Here is a 25,998-nt window from a genome sequence, read left to right on the forward strand (position 1 = left end):
GGTCTTAAGGAGTTGGGGAAATGCAAGACATTCAACAAGCGATGCAAAACCTTTTGGAACAAAAGGTCGAGGCGGGAAACGAGCGGGGCCTTCAGCTTGCCGTCTACTATCAGGGCGAGCTCATCGTCGACGCTTATGCCGGAATAGCCGACCAAGCAAGCGGAAGAGCGGTTGACGGGGATACGCTTTTCCCGGTTTTCTCGACCACGAAGGGCATCGTCGCTACCATTATTCATCTGCTGGCCGAGCGCGGGCGGTTAAATTATGAAATGAAAATCGCCGATATTTGGCCCGAATTCGGCGTGAACGGCAAATCGGATACGACGATCGGGCATGCGCTCTACCATACGTCGGGCATTCCGCACATGCCGGCGGAGATAGGCATTGCGGATATTAGCGATTGGGACAAGATGTGCGGGGAGATCGCAAGGCTGACTCCCCAGTGGCCTCCGGGCGAGCATATGGAATATCACGCGATTACGTATGGCTGGATATTGGGCGAGGTTGCTCGGCGGATCGACGGGCGTCCGTTTTCGCAGATCCTCGAGGAAGAGATCTGCGCGCCCCTCGGCGTGAAGGACATGTACGTCGGCTTGCCGGAGGAATTGGATCATCGGGTGGCCGTGCTCGAAGAGCCCGGTTACGTACAGCCGACCGGAGCCGTGGACGTCCTGCAGGCCATCCCGGCATGGATCTGTCCGCTGCATGCGTGGATGAATACGCCGGCCGCCAGGAGGGCATGCGTTCCGGCGAGCAACGGCATCATGTCGGCACGCGCGGCGGCCAGGCATTATGCCGCGCTGCTTCCCGGCGGGATCGACGGCGTCCAGCTATTGCCGGATTCGCGTATGAAGGCCGCGACGGCGCCGTTAAGATTAAAAGACGATGTTCCGCTACCCAGAGGCATGGGATATGTGCTCGGGCAAGAGGGCGATATCATGGGCGGCAGCCTTCGGATATTCGGGCATGGCGGATATGGCGGCTCGATCGCGTTCGCCGATCCGGAGTCGGGGCTTGCCGTCGGTTTTACGAAAAATTTGTACTCCCCGAACGATGCCGGCTCGACTATTATGGAGGAATTGAAAAAAAGAGTAGCCGGCTTGTGAGTCAAACAAGAGGAGACGGAAATCCGCCTCCTCTTGCTTGTCTTCGGAAGATCAGTAAAGCTGCGTAATCTTCCACCAGTTGATATCGAAGCCGCCCGTGACGGCATAGAGGCCGAACTGGTAGGTTCCGGCCGTCATCTGGACGACGTGCGAGACGGTCCGGTAGCTGGCGAAGCTGCCGGTATTCGGCACGTTGATCTCGCCCAGCACGGTCGCGCCGGAATTAATGTCGAGCGAGATCTTGCCATTATTGTTAGGCGTCGCGACCCGATACTCCACGAGATAGGTGCCGGTCCTCGGAATTTGCACGTTGCCGAACGCGATCCAGTCCTGGCTGTCGATGCCGCCGACGTTCTGCCCGCCGCCTGTGTCGGGCGTCGTCTCCTTCATGACGCCGCTCATCGAGGTGTAGTCCTCCGCCTGGAACGTGCGCGTGAAGCAGCCCCCCGTGCTGAGCTCGCAGATGTCAGCCTTGTTGGTGGATACCTTCAGGTCGTCGTACCAGACGTACGAGTCGTTCGCGGGTGCGAACGATGCGGTGGCGCCGCCGAAGAAGGAAGAGAAATACGCCGTGTCCACCTGATCCGCGTTCCGTACGAATCGCAATCCCGTGATGTTGGCCGCCGATACGCCGTTGTACCAGATCTGGATCTCGCCGTCCGGATTGGCGTTGCCGTTGGTCACCGTGTTCACCTTCAGACGCTGGACGATGTTCACCCATGTGCCCTTCGGATAGTAAATGTCCGAGCCGTTAGGATTTTTCAGCACCGCATAGTCTCCATACTGCCCTGCATCGTCCATATGATAGTAGTAAATGGCGGCTTGGCCGCCGCTGCGCCAGATCATGCGCGAGGTGAAGCCGTTGTAGCCCGTGCATGGAATTCCGCCCGAACATGCACCGCCGCCGGCTAATCCAAGCCCGAGTTTGCCGGCGAATTCGGTCGTGCCCCAGCTGTAATCGCTGCTGAAGCGGACCCAGTAGGACAGATAGTACTCCTTGGCGGGTGTCAAGACGAACGGCGCCTGGGCGCCCGAATTGGGCGGATCGATCTGACCTTGCGGGTAAAAGACGCGCAGCGACTGGCCGCCGGAGTGGTTGAAGTTATAACCGTCGATCCACGTTCGCGTGCTCATGCCGTTGTCCCAGGGCGCGCTCCAGCCGTCGAGCGCCCACTGGCTCAGCGTATAGGCGCTGCCGCGGGCAGGACGCTCGAACGTATTGATTTTGGGCGCGGCGAAGGCGGCGCCCGCATCCGTCAGCAGAAGCAGCAGCACGATCAGCGATACTAATTTTTTCATCGTATCCCTCCTCGAAATGATAACGCTTCCAGAATGCTCGTCACATCTAAACCGATCGGTGTCGCCGGGGCTCCATCCGCCACCTCCTCATTCGCGTTAGTCGCCAGCTGTCCGTTTCGTCATTTCAAACGTTTCGCTTCCATGGCGCAAGCTAAACGTATCACTTGGCCGAAAAGCATGAAATTATCGCGTTTGCCGAAACTTTTCAATTTTTAATCCGGGCGGCTTTGGCGCGCCTGTGAATGCTTTCGATTTTTTGCAATCGACCTGAAGCGGGGGCGTTCGAACGCGGAATGCGGTATAGTTAAGCCTGAAAAAGCGGATGGCAGGTGTTCTCCGATGCTCGGTTCTTATTGGTTTCCCGTTTCCTATGCGTTTTTGAGCTTTCCGATCGCGGCCGCGGCATTCACCGTTCCGTTTCTGGTCGTGCAGTATCGCCGGCATGGCTACGTTCACAAGTTCAGGGCGTTTATGTTGTATTTGCTGCTGCTCTACGTGTTAAACGCCGTTTATTTAATTTTGCTGCCGCTGCCTCCGTCGATCCACAACGCGCCGCCGGATGCCGGCTCGTATTTCCAATGGATCCCGTTCCACTTCGTGACCGACATCGTCCGGGAGACCGGCGTATCGCTGGACCGTCCGTCGACGTATCCGCATCTGCTGGTCGAACGGGCCGTGCTGCAGGTGGCGTTTAACGTGCTGCTGACGGTTCCGTTCGGGTTGTTCCTGCGGTATTACTTCAGAGCTCGCTGGATGCGCTGCCTGCTGCTGTCCTTCGGCTTGTCCTTGCTATTCGAGACCACGCAGGTCACGGGCATTTTCGGCATCTACGATTATCCGTACCGCTTGTTCGACGTCGACGACCTGATCGCCAATACGCTGGGCGGCATGGTCGGTTACCTGGCGGCGGCGTGGCTCTCAAGCCTTCTTCCGCGCATCGATCGGCTCGACGAAGGGGTCGATCTGTCCGTCAAGCGGGTAGGTTACACGCGCAGAGCGATCGCGGCCGCGATCGATTGGGCGATCCTGCTGCCCTTTTGCGCAGTGTTGGCCATGCTCCACTTGGCCTTTTTTATACGTATACGCGGGCATCGTGATCGTCTATTTTGTCGCGATTCCTTATGCGGCGAACGGCCGGACGGCCGGGAAATGGGTCGTGCGGATCCGCGTGCAGGGAAAAGGGGAGCGCGTGACGCTGCGGGAACTGGCGATGCGATACGGCTTGCTGTACCTGCTCGCCGGCGGCATTAATTTGACGTATCCGATCGTTGCCGTCGGGGATTTTTCGCCGTTGCTGCTCATCCCTTACGCCGTTGGCTTGTTCGCGTTGAACGTATGGCTCGGCATCCACCTGATTCGCTGCGTCCTGAACAGAAGGCGCGTGCCGTTCCACGAGAAATGGAGCGGTACGAGGCAGATCGTCAGTTAGAAGGGCGGGGCCTGGCATTAAAGAGGCGATTTCTCAAAATAAAGTTTTCATCGACTACATTTTCGTGTACCGTCTCCGGAAAGTAGTGAGCGATCACCTCATCCTCGGGCGCCCCTTTTGGTACGCGCAAAGATCGCGAATAGAGTTCAGTGCCCGATTGCAGCGTTTCATCGAATAGGATGAAGCAATCCAAAGCTTGGACGAATCGCCATTCGACCTTTTCGCCGTATGGATTCTCGTAGTCCATTTCATTCTCTTTCGCTTTCTTTTCAGCGAATGTATAGGCTTGGCCAGGCGACTGGGCTTTAACGAGAAGAATGCTCTCTTCGTAGGTTTTATGCGAATTAGAGTAATTTTCGTCTATCGTATCGGGAATCGAATTGCCGGATATAACGGCTTCGTACAGTACTTTAACCGCATACCATCCCCAGCTTGATTTTCTTGGTTTCTGATTTTCCAAGGGATCGCCTCCAAATCCAAATATCAAAAAAATAATTCCGCATCTCCCATTTAATACCCGCTGCGGCGAAATAGGATTTTCTACTTACTGCTAATGCTTTTATGTTTGGATATCAGAAAATGCGTGTAACTTTGCTGTAAGTCAAACCTTGGAGTGCTTGCCATGATCTTAACAGACGATGTGGATGTTGATACGGATCCGTGCGCAGCCTTGAGAGCCCGCGAGGAAGACTTGCGAAAGTGGATTGCATTCTTTCAAAAGTCCAAAGACGATTATAGAGTCCGTCAATACAGCAAATACCTTGCGGATACGCTGCAAGCAATAAAGAATTTAGAACGAGATCGAGACTAAACGACGGAAATTTCGCTTGTAACCCGCGCGCATCGCATGCGGGTTACTTCCAATTAAGCCGAACAGCCTGCCGGATCGCGCCGGCAGGCTGTTGGCATTACAAGCAATTTTCTATTTTTCCAGCGCATAGCGGGTCGCGATAATGCCGGACTTGAACGTTCGGCTGGACAGCAGCTTGAGCTTGTTTTTTTTCGGCGCCGTCGAATGCCGATTTTCCTCCGCCCAGCACGACCGGGCAAATCGTCAGCAGCAATTCGTCGATCAGGCCGAGCGCAAGCAGCGACTTCGCGGCGCCCGGGCTGCCGAAGATCACGAGATTTTTGCCGGGCTGCGCTTTGAGCGCATTCATCTCCTCGGCGATATGGTCCTTGATCACCATCGTGTTGTTCCACTCCGCCTTGTCCATCGTGCTTGATAGGACGATCTTCTTCACATCCTGCACCCATCTCGCATGCTCCAAATCGTGCTTCGAGGCATTCGGATCGTCCAGCACCGTAGGCCAGTAGCTCTCCATCATCCGATACGTCGTAAGTCCGTAAACGGGTGAGCCGACTTCGGCTACGACCTCCTCGGCGTAGCTTTCGAATTCCTCGTTGTACGGAATCCAATCCAGTCCTCCGTTCAAATCCGACGCATATCCGTCCAGCGACACGTGCATAAACAATACGAGTTTTCTCATGTTCGTTTCTCCTCCGAATTTGAATGTTTATTTTTCCATGTCTGTCCGTTGTTCTTCGGTTGGCCTTGTTGATACGTTTTACTTTAAATCATTACGTTACGTAAGGTACAAGAGGAATTTTGATTTTATCGCGAAAAAGCCGGCCCCGCATCCGCGGAACCGGCTTCTTATGCAGACGATCAAGCTTCCTGAACTTTGACTTCCGTCCGCGCGGGCAAGTCCTTGACCTCGTGCGGATGCTCCTTACGCTTGATGAAAAAGGAGAGCAGCAGGCCGACCGTGCCGATCGCGATGATGACGAGATACGCGTCGTTGATGCCTTGAATCATCGCTTCCATGGACATATGCGCCTGGTCGGTGCCGCCGGCAGCGGCCATGTCCCTATAGTGCGTCTTCGTCCGGTCCGTCATGACCGTGACGAGCAGCGAGGTGCCGATGGCGCCGGCGACCTGCTTGATCGTATTGGAGATGGCCGTGCCGTGCGCGTTCAGCTTCGGCGGCAGCTGATTGAGGCCTGCGGTCGTGATGGGCATCAGGAACATCGCCATCCCGAGCCGGCGTCCCGTCGACATCAGGACGAGATACGTATAGCTGGTCGAGTCCGTCAGGTTGATGAAGCCGATCGTCGTGCCGATCGTGATGGCCATGCCGATGACGGACAGCCATTTCGCGCCGAACCGGTCGAACAGCTTGCCGGTGATCGGCATCATGAATCCCATCAGCAGCGACCCGGGCAGCATCAGCAGGCCGGATTCGAGGGCGGTGTAGCCCCGGGCGTTTTGCAAATAAAGCGGGAGCAGCATCATGTCCGCGTACATCATCATCGTGACGGCGATGTTGATGATCGTGGTGAGCGTGAACATGTCGTACCTGAAGGCGCGAAGATCGAGCAGGGGACTGCGGGAAGCGAGCTGCCGCCAGGCGAACGCAGCCAGCGCGACGATGCCCGCGATCAGATAAGCGATGACCTCGGCGCTGGACCAGCCCAGGGTGCCCGCCCGGCTAAAGCCGAACAGCACGGCGCCGAAGCCGATCGTCGACAGCAGCACGCTGAGCATATCGATCCTCGGGAAGGTTCGCTCCGACACGTTGCGAAGATAAATGAACGCCAGGATAATGACGAGCACGACGAACGGCAGCATGCCGTAAAACATCGTTTCCCAAGCAAAGTTCTTCAGGACGTAGCCTGCGAGCGTCGGTCCGATCGCCGGCGCGAAGATGATCGCGAAGCCGACCATGCCCATCGCGGCGCCTCGTTTGTTCGGCGGGAACAACGTCAAAATGACGTTCATCAGCAGCGGCATAATAATGCCGGCCCCGGCGGCTTGAATGAGCCGCCCGGCGAGCAGGACGGGGAAGCCCGCCGCGACGGCAGACGTCAAGGTGCCGACGAAGAAGATGATCATGGAAGCCTGGAACAGCTCCCGCGTCGTGAAGCGCTGCATCAGATAAGCCGTGATCGGGATCAGCACGCCGTTGACGAGCATGTAGCCGGTCGTCAGCCACTGGGCCGTCGTCGCCGAGATGGCGAAGTCCTTCATCAGCTCCGGCGTGGCGACGCTCATGACCGTTTGATTCAGCGTGGCCAGAAAAGCCCCCAGAATCATAATGAACAGGATCGGCCCCTTTTTTTAGCGAATCGCCCGGTACAGCCAAGGTTTTACTCAATTGCGCCATCCCTTTCAAGTCCGTAATGGACTAAATTTACACTGTGTAATATACTTAACACGGCATAAATTAGATTTTAACCGGATGCGCTCGCATTGCAATCGACAGTAATCGATGGGATTGTCTATTAACTCGCATGGAAACGGGATCTTGTCGTCCAGATTCAATAAATTAGACAGCATATAAACAAACTGTCGTTTAAAGGGCGAATTTTAGAAGGGGGGGGTTGCCTATGCGTCAGGCGACGCCGCGCACCGATCCCCGCATCGTTCGCACGCGCCGCATGCTCCGGGATGCGCTGGTCGAGCTGCTGGAGGAGATGGACGTCGGGAAAATATCGGTGAACCGCCTGGCCGAGCGCGCGACGATTAACCGGGTGACGTTTTATCTGCACTATCGGGACATTCCGGATATGATGGAGAAAATGGCCGCCGAGATGATCGAAGACATCCGCGCGATTCTTCAGACGCCGGAATCCGGGCAATCGTCCGCGCGCAAAGAGGGCTGGCCGCTGATGGTCAACCTGCTCGAGCATATCGCCGAGCATTTTCGGTTTTACAAGGTGATTCTTGCGACGAGACGAACGACCATATTTACGGAACAGTTTTTAACGTTTTTGACCGGCATGGTGATCGAACGGATCGACAGTCCGGAGGGCGAGGCGAACCTCGCCGCAGCGGGTATCCAGCGGGACATTGCCGTCTGGTACGGCTCCTCTGCGCTGATCGGCACCATCATATCGTGGCTGCGCAACGACATGCCTTATACGCCGCAGTATATGGTCAAGCAGTTCATGCTTATGCGCAGACAGCCCATGGAGCCCTGAATCCCTTGAAGCCGGCGTACGCTTAGTAGACGTATCTTCTTTGCCACCAATAACTGAACAAAAACAGCGAACCTTCGGTCAGCAGCTTGGCCGCGAGCAGCGGCATGCCGATCGTCTCGTGGAACGCGTACAGCAGCGCGTAGTTGAAGAGCAGAATCGTGACCGCCAGCGCATAATAGCGGGACAGCGACCGTCTTGCGCCGGTGCCGGCGCGCTTGCCGCCGAACACGTACTTGCGATTCAGCGCATAGTTCAAGGCGGAGCTGACGATGCGCGCGCCGACGACGGAGACGAGCAGGTCCGCCGTCATCCACTGCAGCAGGAACAGCAGGACGAAGTCGAGCGCGGCCGACAGGGCGGACGATGCCCCGAATTTGAGAAACGGGAAATAAATGCGCGCTGAATCGGCGATGGGGCGGAAATGGGAGGACTTGTTGCCGTCGAGGTAGACCGTGTCGATCGGCACCTCGACCGTCGCGTATCCCGCCGGTTTGGAGGCGAGCAGCATGTTCATCTCGTACTCGAACCGCTCGCCGGGTACGCGGCAGAGCCAATCGAGCATGTCGGCCGAAAAACCGCGAAGACCGGTCTGCGTGTCCTGAATGGACGTGCCGGTCGCGCAGGCATACACGAGCCGCGTGGCGGAATTGCCGAATCGGCTGCGCAGCGGCACCTTGCCGGCGAACCGCCGGCTGCCGAGCACGATATGGCGCCGGTGCGTTCGGACCGCGCCCGCGATTCGCAATATATCGCGAGGCAGATGCTGCCCGTCGCTGTCCGCGCATACGACGCCGTCCGCGTCGCCGGTTCGTTTAATATAATCGAAGCCCGTTTTTAACGCGCAGCCTTTGCCTTTATTGTCGTCGTGCGTCAGGATGGTGCAGCCGGCCTTCCTGGCCGATTGGAAGATGCCGCTGTACCGATCCCCGCTGCCGTCGTCCACGATCAGTATCGGCGTATCCGTGACCGCTCTTAGATCGTGAACCAGCTCCAGCAACCGCTCGTCGGGTTCGTAAGAAGGGATGAGTATCGTCATATGCGTGCCTCCTCGGCGAGATGGTCTTCAGTCCTCATTGCGGCAGATAGATGATGTCGCTTACGCCTCGCTCTTTGTCCTTGCCTTGCGGGTCGTTAACGACCCTGCCCATGAAGTACATCGTGGAGGAGCCGCCCCCGTCCAGGTTGTAAGCCTCGGTCGCGCCGAGCTCGGCGAACAGGTTCGCGAATTCGTTCAGCGTCATCCCTCTGCTGTCCGAGGAGCGGCCGTCCACGACGACGAACACATAGTGATTCGGGGCGATCATGCCGATGCCCGTTCGCGGATTCGCGCCGTCGATCGTGCGGTTGCCGAAGTTGGTATCGATCTTGACGTTGTCGAAGTCGTCCGCGACGACGCCGTCTCGCACGAGTGCGGGACCGAACGAAAAGGTGTTCGTGACGCCTTCGGCCAGCAGGGACGCGGCGCTCTCCATCTCTTCGTCGTACGACTTCATCGTCCCGTCCGACAGCAAGGCCAGTCCTTCGCGGGCCGGTTCGTCCCGGTACAGCGTGCCGTTGCGGATCACGACGCCGTCGTTGCGGAAGCCGTAGTAATCGCCGTTGATCGCGAACACGGCGCCGTGGTTGTCCGCGATGACGGACGTGTTTTGCGTGATGTTCGTCCCGTAGGCGTCTTTGGCGAACGCGGTTTGGATGCTCGCGCCGTTCTTGAGGACGACGTCGGCGACATAATAAGTGATCAGGTCGTCGCCCGAGCCCTTTTGCATCTTTTGAATGCTGATTTTTTCGCTGTCGCTCTCGTAGTTCCAGTCGTCGGACCGAACGCTGCCGGACGAGGCCGACGTCGAGGAGGCAGGCGAATCGGACGCGGAGCCGGTCGAGGAAGTGCTTGCCGAGCCGGTTGCAGTCGTTGCGGCGCTCGAACCGTTCGACGTGTTCGATGTCGTCTGCGCGCTCGCGACCCGCACCTCCACGTGCTCGATCAAGTACCGGTCTGCCAGCTTGTACGTTATGGTTCCGAGCGTGGCGAGGACCAGGAAGACGGCAACGGTTATTTTGGTTTTTCGTTTCATGCGTTTCGTGGCGACCACTCCCTGTCGATAAGAAGAAGATATTTGCTTTACGGGATTCATTATCGCGGAGGGAACTGAAGCGGGCTTGAACGCAGGCTGAAGGAACGGTGAGCCGAAGCTGACCGATTGCTGAAAATCCCGATAATCGCATAGCCCCGCGTCTCGATGGTCATGCTAACGATTGGCGGAGCACGTCTGCTCCAATCGTCCCAACCATATCGAAGACAAAGGGGAGTCGGATCTCTATGTGGCAAAAAGCAACCGCGGCCGCGCTCGTACTGACGGCGTCGCTGACGATGGCGGGATGCGCGAGCAAACAGGGGGGACGTCGGCAATTCGAACATCCGGCCGCAAAGCGTGAACGACCGGTTCGCCGACGACGGGCGCAACGAGATGAACCGCATGCACGGCACGCAGCGCATGAACAACAACGTGGTCGGCCTGCACGGCAACAGCCACCTGGAGATGGACCAGAAGATCGCGGATAAGCTGGCGGCGAGACCCGACGTGCAATCGGCATACGTCGTCCGCTCGGATCGGAACGCCTACGTCGCGATCATGTCCGAAGGGCGCGGAGACCGCGAGCTGACGAGCAAGCTGAAGGGCGAGATCGCGGATGAGGTCAAGGCGCAGTCGCCGGCTACGAATCACGTATACGTATCTTCGAATCCGGAGTGGGGCGACCGGATGCGCGGCTATGCGGAGCAAGTGCGTCAAGGGCATCCGATCCAGGGGCTGCTGACGGAGTTCAACGCGATCGCGAACCGGATCTTTCCGACGGCCGAAGACGGCGACCGTACTGCCGGCCGTGGCGCAGGCAACGGCGGGACGGTTGTCGGCGGCGCCGGCAATGGCGGAACGGTGGGCGGAGGCATGGCGGGCGGCGGAGCTATAGGCGGCACCGGCGTCACCGGCGGCAAGGGAGGTGCGGCGACCGGCATGAACGCCCGTCACCCGCACATGAACAACGTATCCCGTCCGTAGTTCGCATTCCACTCGTTAAGCGTATCCGAATCAAACGCAACAACAGCCTGCCGCGAAGATGCGACAGGCTGTTTTCCAACCAAAAACCTTCTTTCCCTCCGCCGATGGCGGTGAAAAGAAGGCCGGTCCGCGTCCGGATCGATCCGGATCAGATTTTCAATTCCCCGAGCTTAATCAGCTCAACGACCGCTTGCGAACGACCCTTGACGTTCAGCTTTTGCATGACGTTAGAAATGTGGTTTCTAACCGTCTTCTCGCTAATGAACAGCTGTTGGGCAATGTCTCGGGTCGTCTTGTCCTGTACCAATAGCTCGAACACTTCGCGTTCCCGATTGGTAAGAAGGAATTTGTTCTTGTGGTCGCTGCTTCTCAACGTATGTCACCCCTCCTTGCCCGGGATTCAGATGCTTGCAGGGTGAAGGGTACAGTCGATCTATACTATGAATGGCGCCACTCGCAGGTGCGGTCTGCGACAAATTTGGGCGCGGTATTGTTTGGCTGACTGTTCGGAGCTGCCGAACGTCTATCCCAATCGCCCTCCGTAGTGCGCCAGAAAGTTCAGGCGCTCTAGCTCGTAAGCGATCCCTGGACGCTGGACGCCGTCGCTGTGCAGGCACATCGGGCTCGGTTGAGCCGGGACGGCGATCTCGTAGCCGGCCGCGGCAAACTCCATGCACTGCGAAGCGTCGTAGAAATGCCAGCCGCGAATGATATCCTCGCGCCAGGGCAGGTCGTACTGCGTGGCGAGGAGGAGGCCGTCGGCCAGACGAACTTCTTCATAGGGACCGCGAGGCTCTCGTCCGGATAGCTCCGCCATTCGTCCGAACGTACTGCAATACACTTTTCCGATCATATCGTGGGTTTCCCACCAGGTGCCGCTGGCAGGCACTTCCGGCGCCCCGATCATGCCGATCATGCCGATGTCCGGATCGCTGCCGAACACGTCCAGCAGGACGCGCAGAAAATTCCGATCCACCACGAATACGTCCTGGTGCAAGTACACTTTATATTTGGCTTTCGTTTTTATCATCGCTTCGTTGTAGGCAAAGGCGATTCCCTGGTCGCTCTCGACCGCGATGAATTCGACGGCGCAGGGAGCGGGGACGGTCAGCGCGCGCAAATAGGCAAGCGTCTCCGCGTAAAGCTCCGGATCGCTGACGCAGGTGATAAAGGCGATGCCGTGCGGATCGGCGCTCATGCCGTATCGCCTCCCGGGCGCAGCGAGGCGCGCCAAGCCTCGGCGGATTCGGCCAGTCCCGCGCGGACGGCGGCCTCCCCCGAGCGCCGCCGCGGTCTCCTCCTTGCGCACGATGTCCCGCTCGATCGCGAGGCGCAGCTCCCGCGCGGTGACGGCGCCCTCGGACAGCCATCGGACGATCTGATCCGCATGGTTCTCCGCGTCCATTCGCCACTCGACTCTTCGCAGCGCGAACGACAGCTGTCTGGAAGGGGCCCTCTCTTCTACTCTGTTCCGGTCGGCCGCCGCGGCACGCAATACATATTGGTGGGCGACGAGCTGCTTCGCGGATTCCGCCGGGTTGTCGCTTAAGAGGGACAACCCTTCCACGAACCGTGCGTCCTCTTGGCTTTGCAGAAACTCATTCGGCTCGTACCTCATCTCGGCGAGCCCGGCTTGGCCGAACAGGTTGCATATATCCTGCAGCGTGAAAAAGCGCATTTGCGTACGCTCCAGCAAACCGGATTCCGTATACGTAAAGCTGCCGTTCAGCAGCTTGCGTACGACCGAATAGTGCGCGATGTTCAGCAGGCTGGCCAATACGGCTCCGCCGGGCTTGAGCAGGAGGGACGCCCCGCGCATGAGCGTCCAAGGATCGCGCAAGTGCTCCAGCACATCGCTGAAAATAATGTAGTCGAATGAAGCCTCGTCGTAGGGGGAGTGCGATGAGCTCCGCGTCGGCGCAGTAGACGTCCGCGGTCAGCGAGGCGATTTTGGCCGCATGCGGGTTTAACTCGATGCCGTGCAGCTCCGCTTGCTTGTAGCGGTTTTTAATTTCCAGCAGCGTGGCTCCGCAGGCGCAGCCGATCTCGAGCACCCGGATCGGCGCTTCCCGGGGCGAGTCGATCCAGCGGAGCAGATCGAAACGGATTTTAGAGTAATTCCATGAATCGAAGCCCCATTTGTCCAAAAACTTGCGCCGGTTGACTTCGTTCAGCTCCGTATAAGCGGAGACGTCCTGGTGGAAGCTGGCGCTCCCCGCATGGTGAATAAAGGTGTCCCTGCATTGGACGAGCCGGTATCCCGCCTCCCGCAATCGATAGCAGTAATCGTCGTCTTCATAATTGCCCGGCGAAAAGCGGACATCGAGCCATCCGACCTTCTCGACGGCTTCGCGCCGCAAGAGCATGCAGAAGCCGACCAGCTTGACTCGTTCATCCCAGAAGGCCGGATTCGAGCGGTTGTATTGACCGGCAAAACGCTCCATACCTTCTAAGGAATCATAGCGGACGGGAATCGCGGTAAAATAAGCGGCCGTATTGGTCACGGGACCGACTGCCCCGATCCGCTCGTCGCTTTGCATGCAGGTAAGCAACTGGGGGAGCCAGTTCGGCGTCACGATCGTATCGTTGTTGAGCAGCAGGAAGTAGGCGCCCGTCGCGATATGCATGCCCTGATTGCAGCCTTCGGGGGAAGCCGACATTGTCGTCGTTCAGTATCAATCTGAGGTCATACGCCCGCCGATGCGCTTCCAGCCACGCGCGTGTTCCGTCCGAAGACGCATTGTCGACGACGATCAGCTCGTACATGTCTTTGGACGTATGTCTCGCGATGCTGTCCAGACACTGGACCGTATGCGCGAGCTGGTTGTGGGTCAGGATGACGATGCTTGTCTTCAATCCGGCTCCTCCATTCAATTCAGGGTATCCAAGGCGGATGCTATACGATACGATGACCCGGTCGATCCGGATTGGACTGCCCGGCCCAAATAAGAAGAAAGCCGGCCCTATCAGGCCGGCCGTTCAAACCAGTCAAGCACTCAAGCAGGCGTTGCCGGTACGGCACCGTTTTGCGCGATGCCCCAGAAGCTTTCGGGACCGATCCGCGTCACGCCCGTTCCTTCGCCCGGTGCCGGCGTACCGGACAGCACCAGTTGGTACACGGTCTGTGCCGCTGCGGGGGCGGCAAGATCGGCGGCGGCCAATGCGATATCGGCGGCCGCGTTCGAAGAAGCGAACGCGCGGATGGCCGTATAGATCGTCACGCCGCCGCGCAGAACGTTGGCCGTCACGGTGGAGCCCGCAGCGGCGCTGACGACGACATACGAGTTGAGGCCGACGATCGGGTTGGCGACATTGCCTGTCTGCAAGCCGATGACGCCGATGACCGTTGCGCTCGTCAGGGCGGTATTCGGAAAGCCTGTCGTATTGGAATTTTCGGAAGTGCGGAGATCCAGGAATTTTCCCATTCTGTCTTCACCTCCCTGCGATCGGTCTACGATGACTTGCCGTTTTTAAAAAAAGCCGGCCTTATCCGGCCGGCCAATCATAACTAGCGAACGATCAAGTCGGCGTCGCGGGGACGGAGCCGTTCTGCGCGATGCCCCAGAACGATTCGGGGCCGACGCGCGTGACGCCTGCCGTCGCGCCGGGCGCCGGCGTGCCGGACAGCACGAGCTGGTATACGGTCTGGGCGGCGGCCGGCGCGGCTAGATCCGCGGCGGCAAGAGCGATCTCGGAGTCTGCGCTTGCCGCAGGGAAAGTTCGGACAGCCGTGTAAATCGTAACGCCGTTCCGCAGAATGTTGGCCGTAACGGTAGCGCCGGTAGCGACGCTGACGACGACATACGAGTTAAGACCGACGATCGGGTTGGCGACGTTCGCCGTCTGTAGACCGATTTCTCCGACGACGGTTGCGCTCGTCAGGGCGGCATTCGGAAAGCCTGTTGCGCTGGAGTTTTGCGAGGTGCGAAGATCCAAAAACTTGCCCATTCAGTTATCCTCTCCTTTTTTAGAGGCATGCTTTGCCATAGAAAAAGCCGGCCGGAAGACGGCCGGCCTGAACACAGAGACAGGCGATCAGGTTGGCGTAGCGGGGACGGATCCGTTTTGCGCGACGCCCCAGAACGATTCGGGGCCGACGCGCGTGACGCCTGCCGTCACACCGGGCGCCGGCGTGCCGGACAGCACGAGCTGGTATACGGTCTGGGCGGCAGCCGGAGCGCCCAGGTCGGCGGCGGCAATGGCGATTTCAGCGTCAAACGAGGCGACGGGGAAGGTACGGATAGCCGTGTAGATCGTTACGCCGCCGCGCAGGATGTTGGCCGTTACGGTGGCGCCGGCAGCGACGCTGACGACGACATACGAATTAAGACCGACGATCGGGTTGGCGACGTTCGCCGTCTGCAAGCCGATTTCGCCGACGATCGTTGCGCTCGTCAGGGCGGCATTCGGAAAGCCCGTTGCGCTGGAGTTTTGGGAGGTGCGAAGATCCAAAAATTTTCCCATTCTGTCTTCACCTCCTTTGTTCTGAAGCTAATTCTAAGATATGGCGAGTTCACGTTTGAGGCTTGGACGAATACGCCGATGCATCTGCGGAATCCGCTCCAGCGGCATTATCTCGGGCGGAATCGCGCTCGGCCAGCAATGCTTCCAGCCGCTGCCTGTTGTGCAGCAGGTTGGCATCTTCCGGCAAATAAGTTAGAACGATCTCGTTGTGCGCATAGGATTTGTCGAGATCCCCGAGCTGCGCGTAAAGCAGCGTGAGATGCTGATGGGGAAGCCAGGTGTAGGCCGCCAGGTTCACGTGCCCCCACAGATCGTCCGGCCGCTCCAGCTTCGCAGCGAGCTCGAACCAGCGGACGGCCGTCCGGAACATCTCCCGATCCTGGTGCCACAGACCGATCCGGCAGCAGATATCCGCCTGAGGCGCGTCATAGCGCATCGCGGCGAGAAGCCATTCAAGCTCTTTGGCCGGATCGCCTAGCAGTTGGTGGCAGTAGGACAGTCTCGTGCAGACAAGAATGTTTTCTTCTCTTAATGAAGTGTCGTCGTTGGCTGCGAAGTTCGGCTCCACCAGCTCCAGATAGCGCATGAAGTGAGTGGCCGCATCCGCGGCGCGGCCGTTGTCCAGCAGTTCGCTGGCAAAGTTTTGATGATCCCTGGGACCGAACGTTTCCCCGCTTGCGAGCCGGCGCTCGTAAATATCGAGATTGCGCGTCTTGTTCTGGTGGACCCGGCCGTGGCTGACGGCAACGTCGCTGTGGGTCAATACGCCTTTGAATTCCAGATACTCATGGATCGGATCGTGCCAGCGGTAGTCCAGCTCGCGCCTCACGAGGCGCTCACGGCGAATTCTGTCAATCGGTCGGCCGTTCGGATCGTACGTGAGATTGTAATCCATAGCGACCATATCGACGGACGGGTCCAGCTCTTCTTTAAGCTTGCGGAGTTTCTGCCGGTCTTCTTCAATGAAGTAATCGTCCGCGTCCAGCCACAGAATGTATTCCTTTGTCGCATGAGAAAACGAGTAATTGCGCGCCGCCGAAAAGTCGTATATCCATTCGAAGTCGAAGATCCGGTCCGTATACTGCGCGGCAATCTCCTTCGTTCGATCCGTCGAGCCCGTGTCGACGATGTTGATCTCGTCGACGAGGTCGCGCACCGAATCCAGACATCTGGCGAGCGTGAGCTCCTCGTTCTTGACGATCATGCACAAGCTGATCGTGATCGGTTCGGTCCTGTTGGACAAAATGGAATCGCCTCCTCTGAATGTGGCTCCTGCCAATATATTCGCGAGCGGAACGGGGGTTTGTACGGGTAACCAGCCGGCTTGCCGAATCGCGCTCCGCGAACGCATCATTTTTTCGGACGTGAGTACGCTTGACCAATCCCCGGAGGACGCTCGTTCATAAGCTATGGCGTGCGACTGCACAAGGAGGGATACGGATGCGCGTTTTGTTTTCTTACCTGGTGCCGAGCGGAGGGATGGAGACGCTTAACCGACTTCGGGCGGAGGCGCTGATCCGTCACGGCGTCGATTGCCGCATTCATTACCAACTGCACGGGTCCGGACTTCAGAACAATACGAGCGGCGTTCCGGTCTATGTGACCAACGACGACTACGGGATCTGGCAGATGCTGCAGGAGGGGCGATTCGACGCGGTGATCATCTCGAACGATTTCCACGGATTGGAGCGGATGCGCAGGCTCGGATTCGCCGGAACGCTGCTGTTCGAGGTGCAAGGGCTCGGCACGCGGCAGATGGCCGTAGAGACGCTGTTGGGCGGGGCGACCTATATGCGCGCGTATGCGAACGGCCTGCTCTATCCGCAGACCGCCCACCTGATCGAGCTGTTCCGGGGCATGTTCAGCGATATGCCGCAGTTCTGCTTCGACAATCCGCTCGACGTCGAACGGTTCGGTTATCACCCGGTGCCGATCCATTCGAATCCGATCCTCGGCTGGGTCGGCCGGATCGAGCCGAATAAAAACTGGCGCGCATATCTGCAGATCGGCGCGGAGCTCAGGCGTCGCGGTCACGACGTGCACTTGTGGACGTTCGAGGACGCCGCGCTGAACCGGCCGGAGGAGCAGGAGGCCTTCGAGCAGACAGCGTCGATAATGGGCCTTGCCCCCGTCATCCGCAGACATTCGAACGTTCCGAATCTCGTCATGTCGGATTATTATTCGATTATCGGAGATTCCGGCGGCCTGCTCGCCTCTACTTCCATCCTCGAAGGCTTCGGCTACGCGGTAGGCGAAGCGATGCTGTGCCGGTGCCCGGTCGTCGCCGCGGATTCGGACGGCGTGCGGGCGTTCGTCGAGCACAGCCTGACGGGACTGCTCTACGCGCAGGAGGCGATCGGCGTGGCCGCCGACCTCGCCGAGGCGCTGCTGCTCGATGCGGGCTTTAGAGAACGTATCAGAGCGGACGGCAGGCAGCATGCGGTTGCGCGTTTCGCTCCGGCGCATTATGTCGGGAATTTTCTTCAAGTACTGCGGGCATTCGGCCTCGGCTGAGTCTCCCGCAGTTTTTTTGCGCGCTTGGCAGCGCGGAGAAATGACAGGCTTCGCTCGCTGACCGGAAGGCGACGGTAGACCGAAGGTCAGCCGGTGGGTGCCAAAGAGAGCTGCGGGCGGCAGTTTGAATCCGAGTCCGGCTGAGGACATCGGACACAAGGGGCGCTATTTTCGTAAAAACCGGTCCAATGGCGATCGTATCGGACTGAGGGGACGTTATCCAACCGGATCACGGCTATAAATGGCCTTTAATCCCGCAATAGTTATCATGAACGAAACCGACACCCTGTTTGCTTATCTCGGAGGTTACATTTGGGAAAAATGGCGTTTACAGAAACAACCCATTTACCAAATACAGAGCTCAAAGCAAAAGGAGTCGGTTTAGTATGAGTATGGCCATCAAGTACGTAGGTTTAGACGTATCCAAATCCAAAATCGCGGTTGCCTTTGCGGATGAGGGACGAGGAGAAGCACGGTACTTTGGCGTCATCGAGCATAGCAAGGAAGCGGTATTGAAACTCCTGCAAAGGCTTGCGTCGTCCGGGTGAGAAAGAGGAGGTGACTTTAAGGGTCTGTTACGAGGCAGGTCCCACCGGCTATGTGCTCTATCGTTGGCTATTGACGGCAGGCATCGCTTGCAGCGTGGTCGCGCCCTCGCTCATTCCCAAGCGTGCCGGCGACCGGGTCAAAACAGACAAACGGGATGCCATTCGACTCGCACAGCTGTATCGCGCAGGAGAACTGACGCCGGTATACGTGCCCACGCCAGCAGACGAAAGCTTGCGGGATCTCGTTCGCGCACGCGAGGATGCGGTCGAGGATTTGAATCGTTTTAAGCAACGACTGGGCAAGTTTCTGCTTCGCCACCAGCTTCAGGACGCCAAAGGCGCCAAACCCGGAACTTTCGCGTACGAGGAATGGCTGGATACGCTGCGTATTCCCGAGGACAGCTGCAAACAAATGACCTTTCAGGAGTACCGCCAATCGATTTGGGAAACGAAGGAGCGAATCAAGCGATACGAAAAGCAAATTGAAGAACAAGCCGCTTTAAGCGAGCAGGCGCCGGTCGTTCAAGCGCTGCAAGCCTTGCGAGGCGTAGCAGCCGTCACAGCCGTTACGCTTTCATCCGAGATGATGAGCAGCGACCGCTTTCACTCCGCCTCTTCGTTTATGAGTTACTGCGGACTGGTCAGCAGCGAATACTCCTCGGGAAGCAGCCGCTGGCAAGGCCGTATAACGAAAGCCGGGAATGCGCATCTGCGTCGGGTACTGGTGGAAGCCGCGAAAAGTTACCGACACGCGCCCGCGATTCGCAGAAGAATGCGCGACCGTATCGAGGGGCTGCCACCGGAGGTTCAGTCGATTGCCTGGAGCGCGCAGCATCGATTACACAAGAAGTATTGGAGTCTGGCGCGAAGAGGAAAGCACAAGGGTTGCATCGCGGTCGCGATTGCCAGAGAACTGGCGGGGTTTGTATGGGCGATTGCTAAGGAGATCGAGAAGCTTCGTTTGCAAGCAGCGGTGTAAAACAACGGGTCCGAACAAAGGAGGCGATTGAGGGGAAGCGATTCTTTTTTTTACCTCAGAGGCAAAATCAGGCAAGGTGGAGAGAAAACCGCGTGAGCCGCTTGAGCAAGCGAATGCTTATGCTCGTCAATAGTTAGCGGGTAAGCTCTCCAGACGTATGAATAACATGTGTGAATCCACGAATATCAGATTGCCGACCAGCGAATTGCTTTTGCCTCTGAGCTAAAGAAGAATTGGCCCCTTCCGTCCCCTAAAGGGGAAACGCAGGGAGCGACGCCCCCTGCACCCCGTTACTCGCCGTAGGGGCACCTCCGGGCATTTCCATGCCGGAGATCCAGAAAAGTATGGGAAATGATGCGACCGCCTGTAAAGAAAATCGCTTGACAGGCTTCTATTCGCTATTGTCAAAAACACGGGTGCAAACAGAGACGCTTGACAGTTTCGTTCATATCAGCGGCTACCGAGTCCGCCAGCGGGCCGATAATCGCGATAGGAACAATAATAACGGCGCCTCAGTCCGTTCAGCTTGGGGCCAACGCGCAGACTTAGGGCCGCTAATGTCTTTTTCAAAAGGAAAATCGAATGCTTAAAAAAGCCGATCAATCGGCATCATGACAAGTGAAATCGCTTTATTCCCGCGAAATCGCCAGCAAATCTCGACAGAGGCTTGCTAAACGGTCCGAGGCGTGAAAATTAAAGCCTAGGGCGTCTCCTTTCTGAAAAGCTGCCGGTTTACATACATTTGCGAATGCTTGAAAATGAGGAAGTTATGAAAACTGTGAACGCGCGTTAACAGCTTGATCGTTCAAAGGAGAGCTCGCCATGAATACCGCCGCCGTCCCGAAGTCGGAGCCGACCTCGTACGGACTGGAGCATTTATTCGAAAACGAAGCGCTGACGGATCGGCGTCCTTCGAGAATTTTGTATCTATTATACAAAGACCATTGGATCAAGCTTTTCTGGTCGGCGTTCTTTTTTTCTGATCAAGCACTCGCCGGTCTACGTGCTGCCGATCGTCACCGCCAACCTGATCAACATGGCGACCAAACCGGATAAATACAGCACGAGCACGCTATGGTGGAATATCGGCATTCTGTTCGTCGTCATCGTACAAAATGTCCCCACGCAGGTGCTTCATATCAGCTACATGAGCAAGGCGATCCGCTATGTCGAAGCCAGCCTGCGGAGTACGCTCGTCCGCAAGCTGCAGCGGCTGTCGATGTCCGCGCACGGCGAGCTGGCCGCGGGCAGACTGCAGTCCAAGGTGCTCCGCGACGTCGAGGCGATCGAATTTCTGTCGCGGCAGATGATGCTGTCGGTGCTGCCCGCGATCGTCAGCGTCGTCGTGGCGGTCGCCATCACGGCCGGGAAGAGCTGGACGGTCATGCTGTTCTTCGTGCTGACGATTCCTGCGGGCGTCGCGATGGTGACCTTTTTCCGCAAAATAATACAGCGCACGAACAGCGACTTCCGCAAGCAGATCGAATCGATGTCGGGGCAGGTGTCGGAGATGGTCGGCATGATGCCGGTCACGCGGGCGCACGGCCTGCAGGAGACCGAGATCACCAAGATCGACAGCACGCTGAGCAAGCTGCGTACGAAGGGATACAGGCTCGACATCGTGGAAGCGTATTTCGGCTCGGCCGCGTGGGTGACGTTCCAGACGTTTCAGGTGCTGTGCCTGGCGTTTACCGTGCTGCTGGCGTTCCGCGGGGAGATCCCGGTCGGCGACATCGTGCTGTACCAGGCTTACTTCGCCATGATTCTCGGCGCGATCACGCAGCTGATCAACATTTATCCGAACATCGCCAAAGGCTTCGAGTCGATCTATTCGGTCACGGAGATTCTGCTCTCGCAAGATACGGAGGAATACCGGGGACATCGCAAGCTGGAGGAGGTCGGCGGCGAATTCGACTTCAGAAACGTGAGCTTCGGCTATCCGGACTCGGACCGGCACGTGCTGAACGGCTTCGATCTGCAGGTGAAGGCGGGCGAGTGCATCGCGCTCGTCGGCGCCTCCGGCGCAGGCAAGTCGACCGTGCTTAACCTGGCCATCGGCTTCAGTAAGCCGACATTCGGCGAAGTGGCGATCGACGGCGTGCCGATGGACGAGCTCGACATGACGTCCTACCGGTCCCGCATCGCCGTCGTCCACCAGAACACGGTGCTGTTCTCCGGCACGATCCGCGAAAACATCACCTACGGGCTTCCGTCGGTCAGCGAGGAGCGGCTCGAGGAGGTCATCCGGATGACTTACCTCCAGGATGTCGTCGCGCAGCTGCCCCAGGGGCTCGATACGGCGGTCGGCGAGCACGGCGGCAAGCTGTCGGGCGGCCAGCGGCAGCGGATCGCCATCGCGCGCGCGCTCGTGCGCGATCCGAAGATCATCCTATTGGACGAGGCCACTTCGGCGCTCGACAACGAATCCGAGCGCTACGTGCAGCAGGCGATGCAGAAGCTGATCCAGAACCGCACGACGTTTATCGTGGCGCACCGGCTGTCCACGATCCGCGACGCGGACCGCATCGTCGTCATGAAGCGCGGACAGGTCGCCGAGATCGGCACCTACGAAGAGCTGATGGCGAAGGGCGGGGAGTTTTACCGCCTGAAGCAGCTCCAGGCTTGAGATATGGGGTTTGCGCGAAGTCGTACGCGAGCCGCCTTCCGAATTTACGGAGGGCGGTTTTTGCTTGCGAATTGGCGGACGACGAAATAAATGGAGGGAATCGAGCGATTCGCGTCGAAAAAGGGGAGCAGCGCGTTTTTATGGCGATACGATTTAAGGATCGGGGGAGGTTGTCGAAAATGAGCCGGGATCGTTTTTCCGCGAACCCGCGGCTGCTGCTCGCGCTGCTGCGCAATCCGTCGGCGGCGCTTGCGCTGCGCGGCGCCGAAGACTTGCCGCTCGGATTGATCGGGGCGGCCGCTTCGGTCGCCGGATTTTATATTTGGGTGCTCGCGGTTCAGAACCGGGTCGAGCATGCGATGTCTTTTTTCTCCGTTCTTTTCGTGAGCCGCCTGTTCAGCGCGGGGCTGGCGCTTAAGCTTGCTGCTGCTCGGTCTGCTGTCCTTGCTTGCCTGGACGGCATCCCTGTCGGCCGTCGGCAACCGCCTGGGCCGGCGCAAGCGCGCCTGGATCGAGATCGTCACGTATCAGGGGGAGCTCGCAGCTGATGTTCGGGGCGGGCTACCTCGTCTCTGCGCTCGCGGCGTTCCTGTCGGTCAGGCTGTCGCTGGCGCTGACGGGCGGGCTGCTGCTGCTCAGTCTGCTCATGCTGGTCATTCACGCGCTGGAGCTGCACGAGGTGGAGCGCAAGGACAATTTCGCGGCGGTGCTGCTGTCGGTGGCCGGATACATCGTTCTGTTTTCAATCGGCTGGCTGCTGCTTTTTTTAGCCCGCATTCCGTGCGGATGCCCGGCCGGAAGTCGCAAGGATCGAGCCGCTCAGGACAGCTGAGCGGCTTTTTGCGGCAGCCGGACCTGGAACACGGTGCCGCGATTTTCGTCCGAATGGAACGTCAGCGTACCGTCATAGTGGGCGACGCGCTCCCGGACGATCGGCAGCCCGAGCCCCCGGTTCTCTCCCGGCTTGGTCGAAAATCCGGGCTCGAACAGACGCGCCTTCGCGGCTTCGCTGATCGGAGGGCCGGGATTGGACACGGTCAGCTCCAGGAATCCGTCCCACAGCTTGAAGGACGCGCGCACCCGGCGTTCGCCGGCCGGCAGCTTGACGACTTCGTCGAAGGCGTTGTCGATCAGATTGCCCGCGATCTTCACGATATCGATGATCTTGACCGGGGACTTCGGGTTCCACGGACCGCTGAAGTCGCTGACGAAGTCGATTCCGAGGCTTAGCGCGACGGCGGTCTTCGCCTTCAGCAGCGCGCCCACCGCGGGAATGTCGTGCTGCACGATGTCGCCGACCTGGTGCGTTTCTTTGACGACGTCCGACATGTAGGCTTTGAGCTCGGCAAGCTTGCCGAGCTGGAGCATCGTATGCATGACCTGGATATGATTGAGGTAATCGTGCCGCTGACCCCGGATCGAAGTGAACATGCCGCTGATCTGGTCGATATAGTGCTCCTGGGTGGACAGCACCGTGTCCTGCCGCGTGCGGTCGATGAGCCGGACGACGAAGTAAAGGGTGGGCAAAGAGAGCAGCACCGTCGCGTAAAAAAAGGTAGTCGAAAAAGGCGTAACGCCCGTATTCGCCGGGAATGGCGCGGCCCAGCAGGACGCCGCTGCCCGCGAAGAGCTGCAGCAGCAGGCAGACGAGCACGCGCACGAGCCCGTTGCGGCGAATGTACCCGCCGGCCGCGCGCAAGCTGTCGAACCAGCGCGCGGCACGGGGCCCGACGTAGGCCGCGACGAGCCATTGAACGGCCAGCGCCGGATACAAGCAGGAAGCGAACGCCGGGAACGAATCCAGAATGCGCGCTTTGTCGGCATCGCCGTACAGGGCGCCGTAGAGAAGATAGACGGCGAGATCGTTCAGGGCGCTGAAGACGTAAGAAAGCAGCAGAATCATGAGCCTCTTTTTCACGCCGACGTCCCTGAACAGCACGAACAGCATGAGCGTCGTGATCGTGACGGAATTCAACACTTGGACGGGCGTAGAGACGTCATGGAAAAAAAGGTCCGTATATACGGAGTTGACGATTGCGAGCGCGCCGATTCGCCGCCAGCGCCGGCCCGGCTGCAAGCCGAGCGTCGCAAACGTCAGCCATAAAAGGGTAAAGGTCTGCGGAATGGAAATAAGCAGGTCTTGCCGGAGGAATGAAACCGGATCTTGCATAAACGTGAGATCTCCTTTGGGCGTTCGGCTCGACTAGTCTGCGGTCGCTGTGCTACATTGAGGGCGAGGCAGGGCATGCTTATACTTTAAATTGTTTTCCTGTTTTTGCCTAATGCGTTCGATACGAATGATCGATAAAGAGGGGCGTCGGAAATGGCGGGCAACGATCATGCCGGAGAAGAGTTAACGAAGCACGAGCAGCTGCTCGCATACATAAGGGATCTGCCGATCGGCACGCGCATCTCCGTGCGGCAGATGGCGAAGGACAGGGACGTGTCGGAGGGAACGGCCTACCGCGCGCTTAAAGAAGCGGGATTGGCGGGCTATGTCAGCACGAAGGAGCGGATCGGTACGGTTCGCGTCGGCCGGAAGCGGCGCAGCCATCCCGAGCAGCTGACGTTCGCCGAGGTGCTCGAGATCGTCCAGGGCAGCCTGCTCGGCGGCGGCGAAGGGCTCGACAAGACGCTCCACAAGCTCGTCATCGGCGCGATGGAGCTGGACGAGATGACGGGTTACATCGACGCGGGCAGCCTGCTTATCGTGGGCAACCGCGAAGGCGCGCACCGCATCGCGCTCGCCCACGGGGCGGGCGTACTCGTGACCGGCGGATTCGGGACGAGCGAGGACGTGAAGGAGCTGGCGGACGACCGCCAGCTCCCCATTCTGACCTGCAAGCACGACACGTTCACGGTCGCGTCGATGATCAACCGGGCGATGTACGACCGGCTCATCAAGCGCAAGATCATGATGATCGCGGATCTCGTCGAGCCGACGGCCAAGGTGGGCTCGCTCAAGCAGTACGCGACCGTGGCCGACTTCCTGAAGACGAGCGCAGAGACCGGCTACTCGCGCTTCCCTGTCGTCGACGAGTGGAACCGCGTCGTCGGCATGGTGACGTCCAAGGACGTCGTCGGCCGCCCGCCGGACCAGTCGGTCGACAAGCTCATGACGCGCAGGCCGATGACGGTCACGATGAACACGCCGATCGCGTCGGCGGCGCACCGGATGGTGACCGAGGGCATCGAGCTGCTGCCCGTCGTCGACCGCCAGCGCAAGCTCGCGGGCGTCGTCAGCCGGGCCGAGCTGCTGCGGGCGATGCAGTTCGCCAACCGCCCCGAGCAGCTCGGCGAGACGTTCGATGCGCTCGTATGGGCGGGCTTTTCGGAGGAACGGGACGCCGAAGGACGCCAGTCGTTCACGGGCCTCGTGACGCCGCAGATGTCCGGAGCGCTCGGCACGCTGTCGGAGGGCGTGCTGACGATGCTCATGCAGCAGGCGGTGGCCAGGATGGCGGCCGATCTCGGCCGCCACGAGCATATCGTCGAAAATATGACGGTCTATTATTTGCGGACGATTCCGATCGACGCGCAGCTGGCGATCCGGCCGCATCTGATCGAGGCGAGCCGGCGCCATCTCAAGCTCGAGGTCACCGCCGCGCTCGCGGACGGCGAGGTCATGGCCAAGGCGATGATCACCGCGCAGACGATCGACGCTTCGTGAAGAAGGCATGATTGCGCATGCCGGCGAACAGGTTGAAGAGGCCGAGCACGAGGAAGACGGCGCCGACGATGACGCGAAGCGTCGAGCCGCTGTAGACGAACATCTGCAGCAGCGCCAGCGCGATCAGCATGATGCCGAGGCAGATGTTCATCCGGGCGGCCAGCAGGCCGCGCTGCGTCGGATCGGCGGTGCGCCGCGAACGGAAGCTGAAGCCGACGGACAGGATCAGCGAGGCGAGGATGGCGATGCCGAAGATCCAGGACAGGATCGCTTCGAGATTGGGCAAGGGGGGGGCAGCTCCTTCAATAGGCGAATTGTCCCTC

The 25,998-nt window shown here is 58.9% G+C and carries 27 protein-coding genes and 3 pseudogenes; 14 read left to right on the top strand and 16 right to left on the bottom strand.

Translation table 11 applies throughout. The features are described from left to right. Positions 1–20 precede the first annotated feature (20 nt). Entirely contained in the window at positions 21–1,106 is a 1,086-nt protein-coding gene (locus OMP40_RS04110) for a serine hydrolase domain-containing protein (protein ID WP_277529380.1), read from the top strand. Between the two features lie 51 nt (positions 1,107–1,157). Here OMP40_RS04110 and OMP40_RS04115 read toward each other — a convergent pair whose 3' ends face one another. Then, entirely contained in the window at positions 1,158–2,405 is a 1,248-nt protein-coding gene (locus tag OMP40_RS04115; RefSeq protein WP_277529382.1) for a carbohydrate-binding protein, read from the bottom strand. Positions 2,406–2,876: 471 nt separating this feature from the next. On the opposite strand from OMP40_RS04115, the pseudogene OMP40_RS39730 reads away from it, so the two are divergent. Then, a pseudogene (locus tag OMP40_RS39730) lies at positions 2,877–3,260 on the top strand (VanZ family protein); the annotation flags it as partial. Between the two features lie 238 nt (positions 3,261–3,498). Next, positions 3,499–3,834, top strand: coding sequence for an RDD family protein (locus tag OMP40_RS39735; RefSeq protein ID WP_338131021.1), 336 nt, complete (start codon positions 3,499–3,501; stop codon positions 3,832–3,834). Here OMP40_RS39735 and OMP40_RS04125 read toward each other — a convergent pair. From OMP40_RS04125 to OMP40_RS04135, 3 genes are all read right to left on the bottom strand, one after another. Continuing rightward, the gene (locus OMP40_RS04125; protein WP_277529384.1) at positions 3,827–4,294 is read right to left on the bottom strand and encodes a DUF4288 domain-containing protein; all 468 of its coding nucleotides are present in this window, start codon (positions 4,292–4,294) and stop codon (positions 3,827–3,829) included. The genes OMP40_RS39735 and OMP40_RS04125 overlap by 8 nt on opposite strands. Before the next feature lie 448 nt (positions 4,295–4,742). Continuing rightward, positions 4,743–5,324, bottom strand: coding sequence for a dihydrofolate reductase family protein (locus OMP40_RS04130; RefSeq protein WP_277529386.1), 582 nt, complete (start codon positions 5,322–5,324; stop codon positions 4,743–4,745). A gap of 179 nt (positions 5,325–5,503) precedes the next feature. Next, on the bottom strand, positions 5,504–6,931 hold the full coding sequence (locus tag OMP40_RS04135) for a DHA2 family efflux MFS transporter permease subunit (protein ID WP_277529388.1): 1,428 nt from the start codon (positions 6,929–6,931) through the stop codon (positions 5,504–5,506). 293 nt (positions 6,932–7,224) lie between these two features. Between OMP40_RS04135 and OMP40_RS04140 the strand changes: the two genes are divergently transcribed. Continuing rightward, positions 7,225–7,818, top strand: a complete 594-nt coding sequence (locus tag OMP40_RS04140; RefSeq protein WP_277529390.1) for a TetR/AcrR family transcriptional regulator — start codon at positions 7,225–7,227, stop codon at positions 7,816–7,818. A gap of 22 nt (positions 7,819–7,840) precedes the next feature. On the opposite strand, the gene OMP40_RS04145 is transcribed toward OMP40_RS04140, so the two are convergent. Both OMP40_RS04145 and OMP40_RS04150 read right to left on the bottom strand, forming a co-directional pair. Continuing rightward, positions 7,841–8,854 (bottom strand): bifunctional glycosyltransferase family 2/GtrA family protein, encoded by a 1,014-nt coding sequence (locus OMP40_RS04145; protein ID WP_277529392.1) that lies wholly within the window; start codon positions 8,852–8,854, stop codon positions 7,841–7,843. A gap of 34 nt (positions 8,855–8,888) precedes the next feature. After that, a complete protein-coding gene (locus OMP40_RS04150) occupies positions 8,889–9,890 on the bottom strand; it encodes a phosphodiester glycosidase family protein (protein WP_277529394.1) in 1,002 nt (333 codons plus the stop codon). Positions 9,891–10,232: 342 nt separating this feature from the next. Here OMP40_RS04150 and OMP40_RS04155 point away from each other — a divergent pair, with 342 nt between their 5' ends. Continuing rightward, positions 10,233–10,874, top strand: coding sequence for a YhcN/YlaJ family sporulation lipoprotein (locus OMP40_RS04155; protein WP_338131037.1), 642 nt, complete (start codon positions 10,233–10,235; stop codon positions 10,872–10,874). 148 nt (positions 10,875–11,022) lie between these two features. Here OMP40_RS04155 and OMP40_RS04160 read toward each other — a convergent pair whose 3' ends face one another. From OMP40_RS04160 to OMP40_RS04190, 8 genes and pseudogenes are all read right to left on the bottom strand, one after another. Continuing rightward, positions 11,023–11,247, bottom strand: a complete 225-nt coding sequence (locus OMP40_RS04160; protein WP_271750335.1) for a helix-turn-helix domain-containing protein — start codon at positions 11,245–11,247, stop codon at positions 11,023–11,025. A 150-nt stretch (positions 11,248–11,397) separates the two neighbouring features. Further along, entirely contained in the window at positions 11,398–12,726 is a 1,329-nt protein-coding gene (locus OMP40_RS04165; protein ID WP_277529402.1) for a glycosyltransferase, read from the bottom strand. Between the two features lie 409 nt (positions 12,727–13,135). Further along, positions 13,136–13,534, bottom strand: a pseudogene (locus OMP40_RS04170) (glycosyltransferase); the annotation flags it as partial. A gap of 19 nt (positions 13,535–13,553) precedes the next feature. Continuing rightward, a pseudogene (locus OMP40_RS41165) lies at positions 13,554–13,748 on the bottom strand (glycosyltransferase family 2 protein); the annotation flags it as partial. Between the two features lie 122 nt (positions 13,749–13,870). Then, positions 13,871–14,299, bottom strand: a complete 429-nt coding sequence (locus OMP40_RS04175; RefSeq protein ID WP_277529404.1) for a hypothetical protein — start codon at positions 14,297–14,299, stop codon at positions 13,871–13,873. 94 nt (positions 14,300–14,393) lie between these two features. Continuing rightward, positions 14,394–14,822 carry a hypothetical protein gene (locus OMP40_RS04180; RefSeq protein ID WP_277529406.1) on the bottom strand — a complete coding sequence of 143 codons (429 nt, stop codon included), beginning with the start codon at positions 14,820–14,822 and terminating at the stop codon, positions 14,394–14,396. 87 nt (positions 14,823–14,909) lie between these two features. Continuing rightward, positions 14,910–15,338: a hypothetical protein gene (locus tag OMP40_RS04185; protein ID WP_277529408.1), complete on the bottom strand. Its 429-nt coding sequence runs from the start codon at positions 15,336–15,338 to the stop codon at positions 14,910–14,912. 49 nt (positions 15,339–15,387) lie between these two features. Next, positions 15,388–16,581, bottom strand: a complete 1,194-nt coding sequence (locus tag OMP40_RS04190; RefSeq protein ID WP_277529410.1) for a glycosyltransferase — start codon at positions 16,579–16,581, stop codon at positions 15,388–15,390. Between the two features lie 197 nt (positions 16,582–16,778). Here OMP40_RS04190 and OMP40_RS04195 point away from each other — a divergent pair, with 197 nt between their 5' ends. The 7 genes from OMP40_RS04195 (at position 16,779) to OMP40_RS04225 (ending at position 22,837) form a co-directional block, all read left to right on the top strand. Beyond that, positions 16,779–17,852, top strand: a complete 1,074-nt coding sequence (locus OMP40_RS04195) for a glycosyltransferase family 4 protein (RefSeq protein ID WP_277529412.1) — start codon at positions 16,779–16,781, stop codon at positions 17,850–17,852. A 386-nt stretch (positions 17,853–18,238) separates the two neighbouring features. Continuing rightward, complete coding sequence (locus OMP40_RS04200) at positions 18,239–18,400, top strand: hypothetical protein (protein WP_277529353.1); 162 nt, start codon at positions 18,239–18,241, stop codon at positions 18,398–18,400. A 10-nt stretch (positions 18,401–18,410) separates the two neighbouring features. Beyond that, positions 18,411–19,379 carry an IS110 family RNA-guided transposase gene (locus tag OMP40_RS04205; RefSeq protein WP_277529413.1) on the top strand — a complete coding sequence of 323 codons (969 nt, stop codon included), beginning with the start codon at positions 18,411–18,413 and terminating at the stop codon, positions 19,377–19,379. An 822-nt stretch (positions 19,380–20,201) separates the two neighbouring features. After that, the gene (locus OMP40_RS04210) at positions 20,202–20,435 is read left to right on the top strand and encodes a hypothetical protein (protein WP_277529415.1); all 234 of its coding nucleotides are present in this window, start codon (positions 20,202–20,204) and stop codon (positions 20,433–20,435) included. Continuing rightward, positions 20,383–22,005, top strand: a complete 1,623-nt coding sequence (locus tag OMP40_RS04215; protein ID WP_277529417.1) for an ABC transporter ATP-binding protein — start codon at positions 20,383–20,385, stop codon at positions 22,003–22,005. Before OMP40_RS04210 ends, OMP40_RS04215 begins: the two co-directional genes overlap by 53 nt. Before the next feature lie 179 nt (positions 22,006–22,184). Further along, entirely contained in the window at positions 22,185–22,553 is a 369-nt protein-coding gene (locus OMP40_RS04220) for a hypothetical protein (RefSeq protein ID WP_277529419.1), read from the top strand. Continuing rightward, entirely contained in the window at positions 22,553–22,837 is a 285-nt protein-coding gene (locus tag OMP40_RS04225; RefSeq protein WP_277529420.1) for a hypothetical protein, read from the top strand. Before OMP40_RS04220 ends, OMP40_RS04225 begins: the two co-directional genes overlap by 1 nt. On the opposite strand, the gene OMP40_RS04230 is transcribed toward OMP40_RS04225, so the two are convergent. After that, a complete protein-coding gene (locus OMP40_RS04230; RefSeq protein WP_277529422.1) occupies positions 22,825–23,544 on the bottom strand; it encodes a sensor histidine kinase in 720 nt (239 codons plus the stop codon). The two genes, OMP40_RS04225 and OMP40_RS04230, sit on opposite strands and share 13 nt — an antisense overlap. A 211-nt stretch (positions 23,545–23,755) precedes the next feature. Here OMP40_RS04230 and OMP40_RS04235 point away from each other — a divergent pair, with 211 nt between their 5' ends. Both OMP40_RS04235 and OMP40_RS04240 read left to right on the top strand, forming a co-directional pair. Beyond that, positions 23,756–24,109 (top strand): hypothetical protein, encoded by a 354-nt coding sequence (locus OMP40_RS04235; RefSeq protein ID WP_277529423.1) that lies wholly within the window; start codon positions 23,756–23,758, stop codon positions 24,107–24,109. Positions 24,110–24,328: 219 nt separating this feature from the next. Beyond that, positions 24,329–25,675, top strand: coding sequence for a DRTGG domain-containing protein (locus OMP40_RS04240; protein ID WP_277529425.1), 1,347 nt, complete (start codon positions 24,329–24,331; stop codon positions 25,673–25,675). Here the strand turns inward: OMP40_RS04240 and OMP40_RS04245 are convergent. Beyond that, on the bottom strand, positions 25,647–25,961 hold the full coding sequence (locus OMP40_RS04245; RefSeq protein ID WP_277529427.1) for a YtpI family protein: 315 nt from the start codon (positions 25,959–25,961) through the stop codon (positions 25,647–25,649). The two genes, OMP40_RS04240 and OMP40_RS04245, sit on opposite strands and share 29 nt — an antisense overlap. Between the last annotated feature and the right edge of the window lie 37 nt (positions 25,962–25,998).

This window comes from Cohnella rhizosphaerae (genome assembly GCF_029525575.1).
Classification (GTDB): domain Bacteria; phylum Bacillota; class Bacilli; order Paenibacillales; family Paenibacillaceae; genus Cohnella; species Cohnella rhizosphaerae.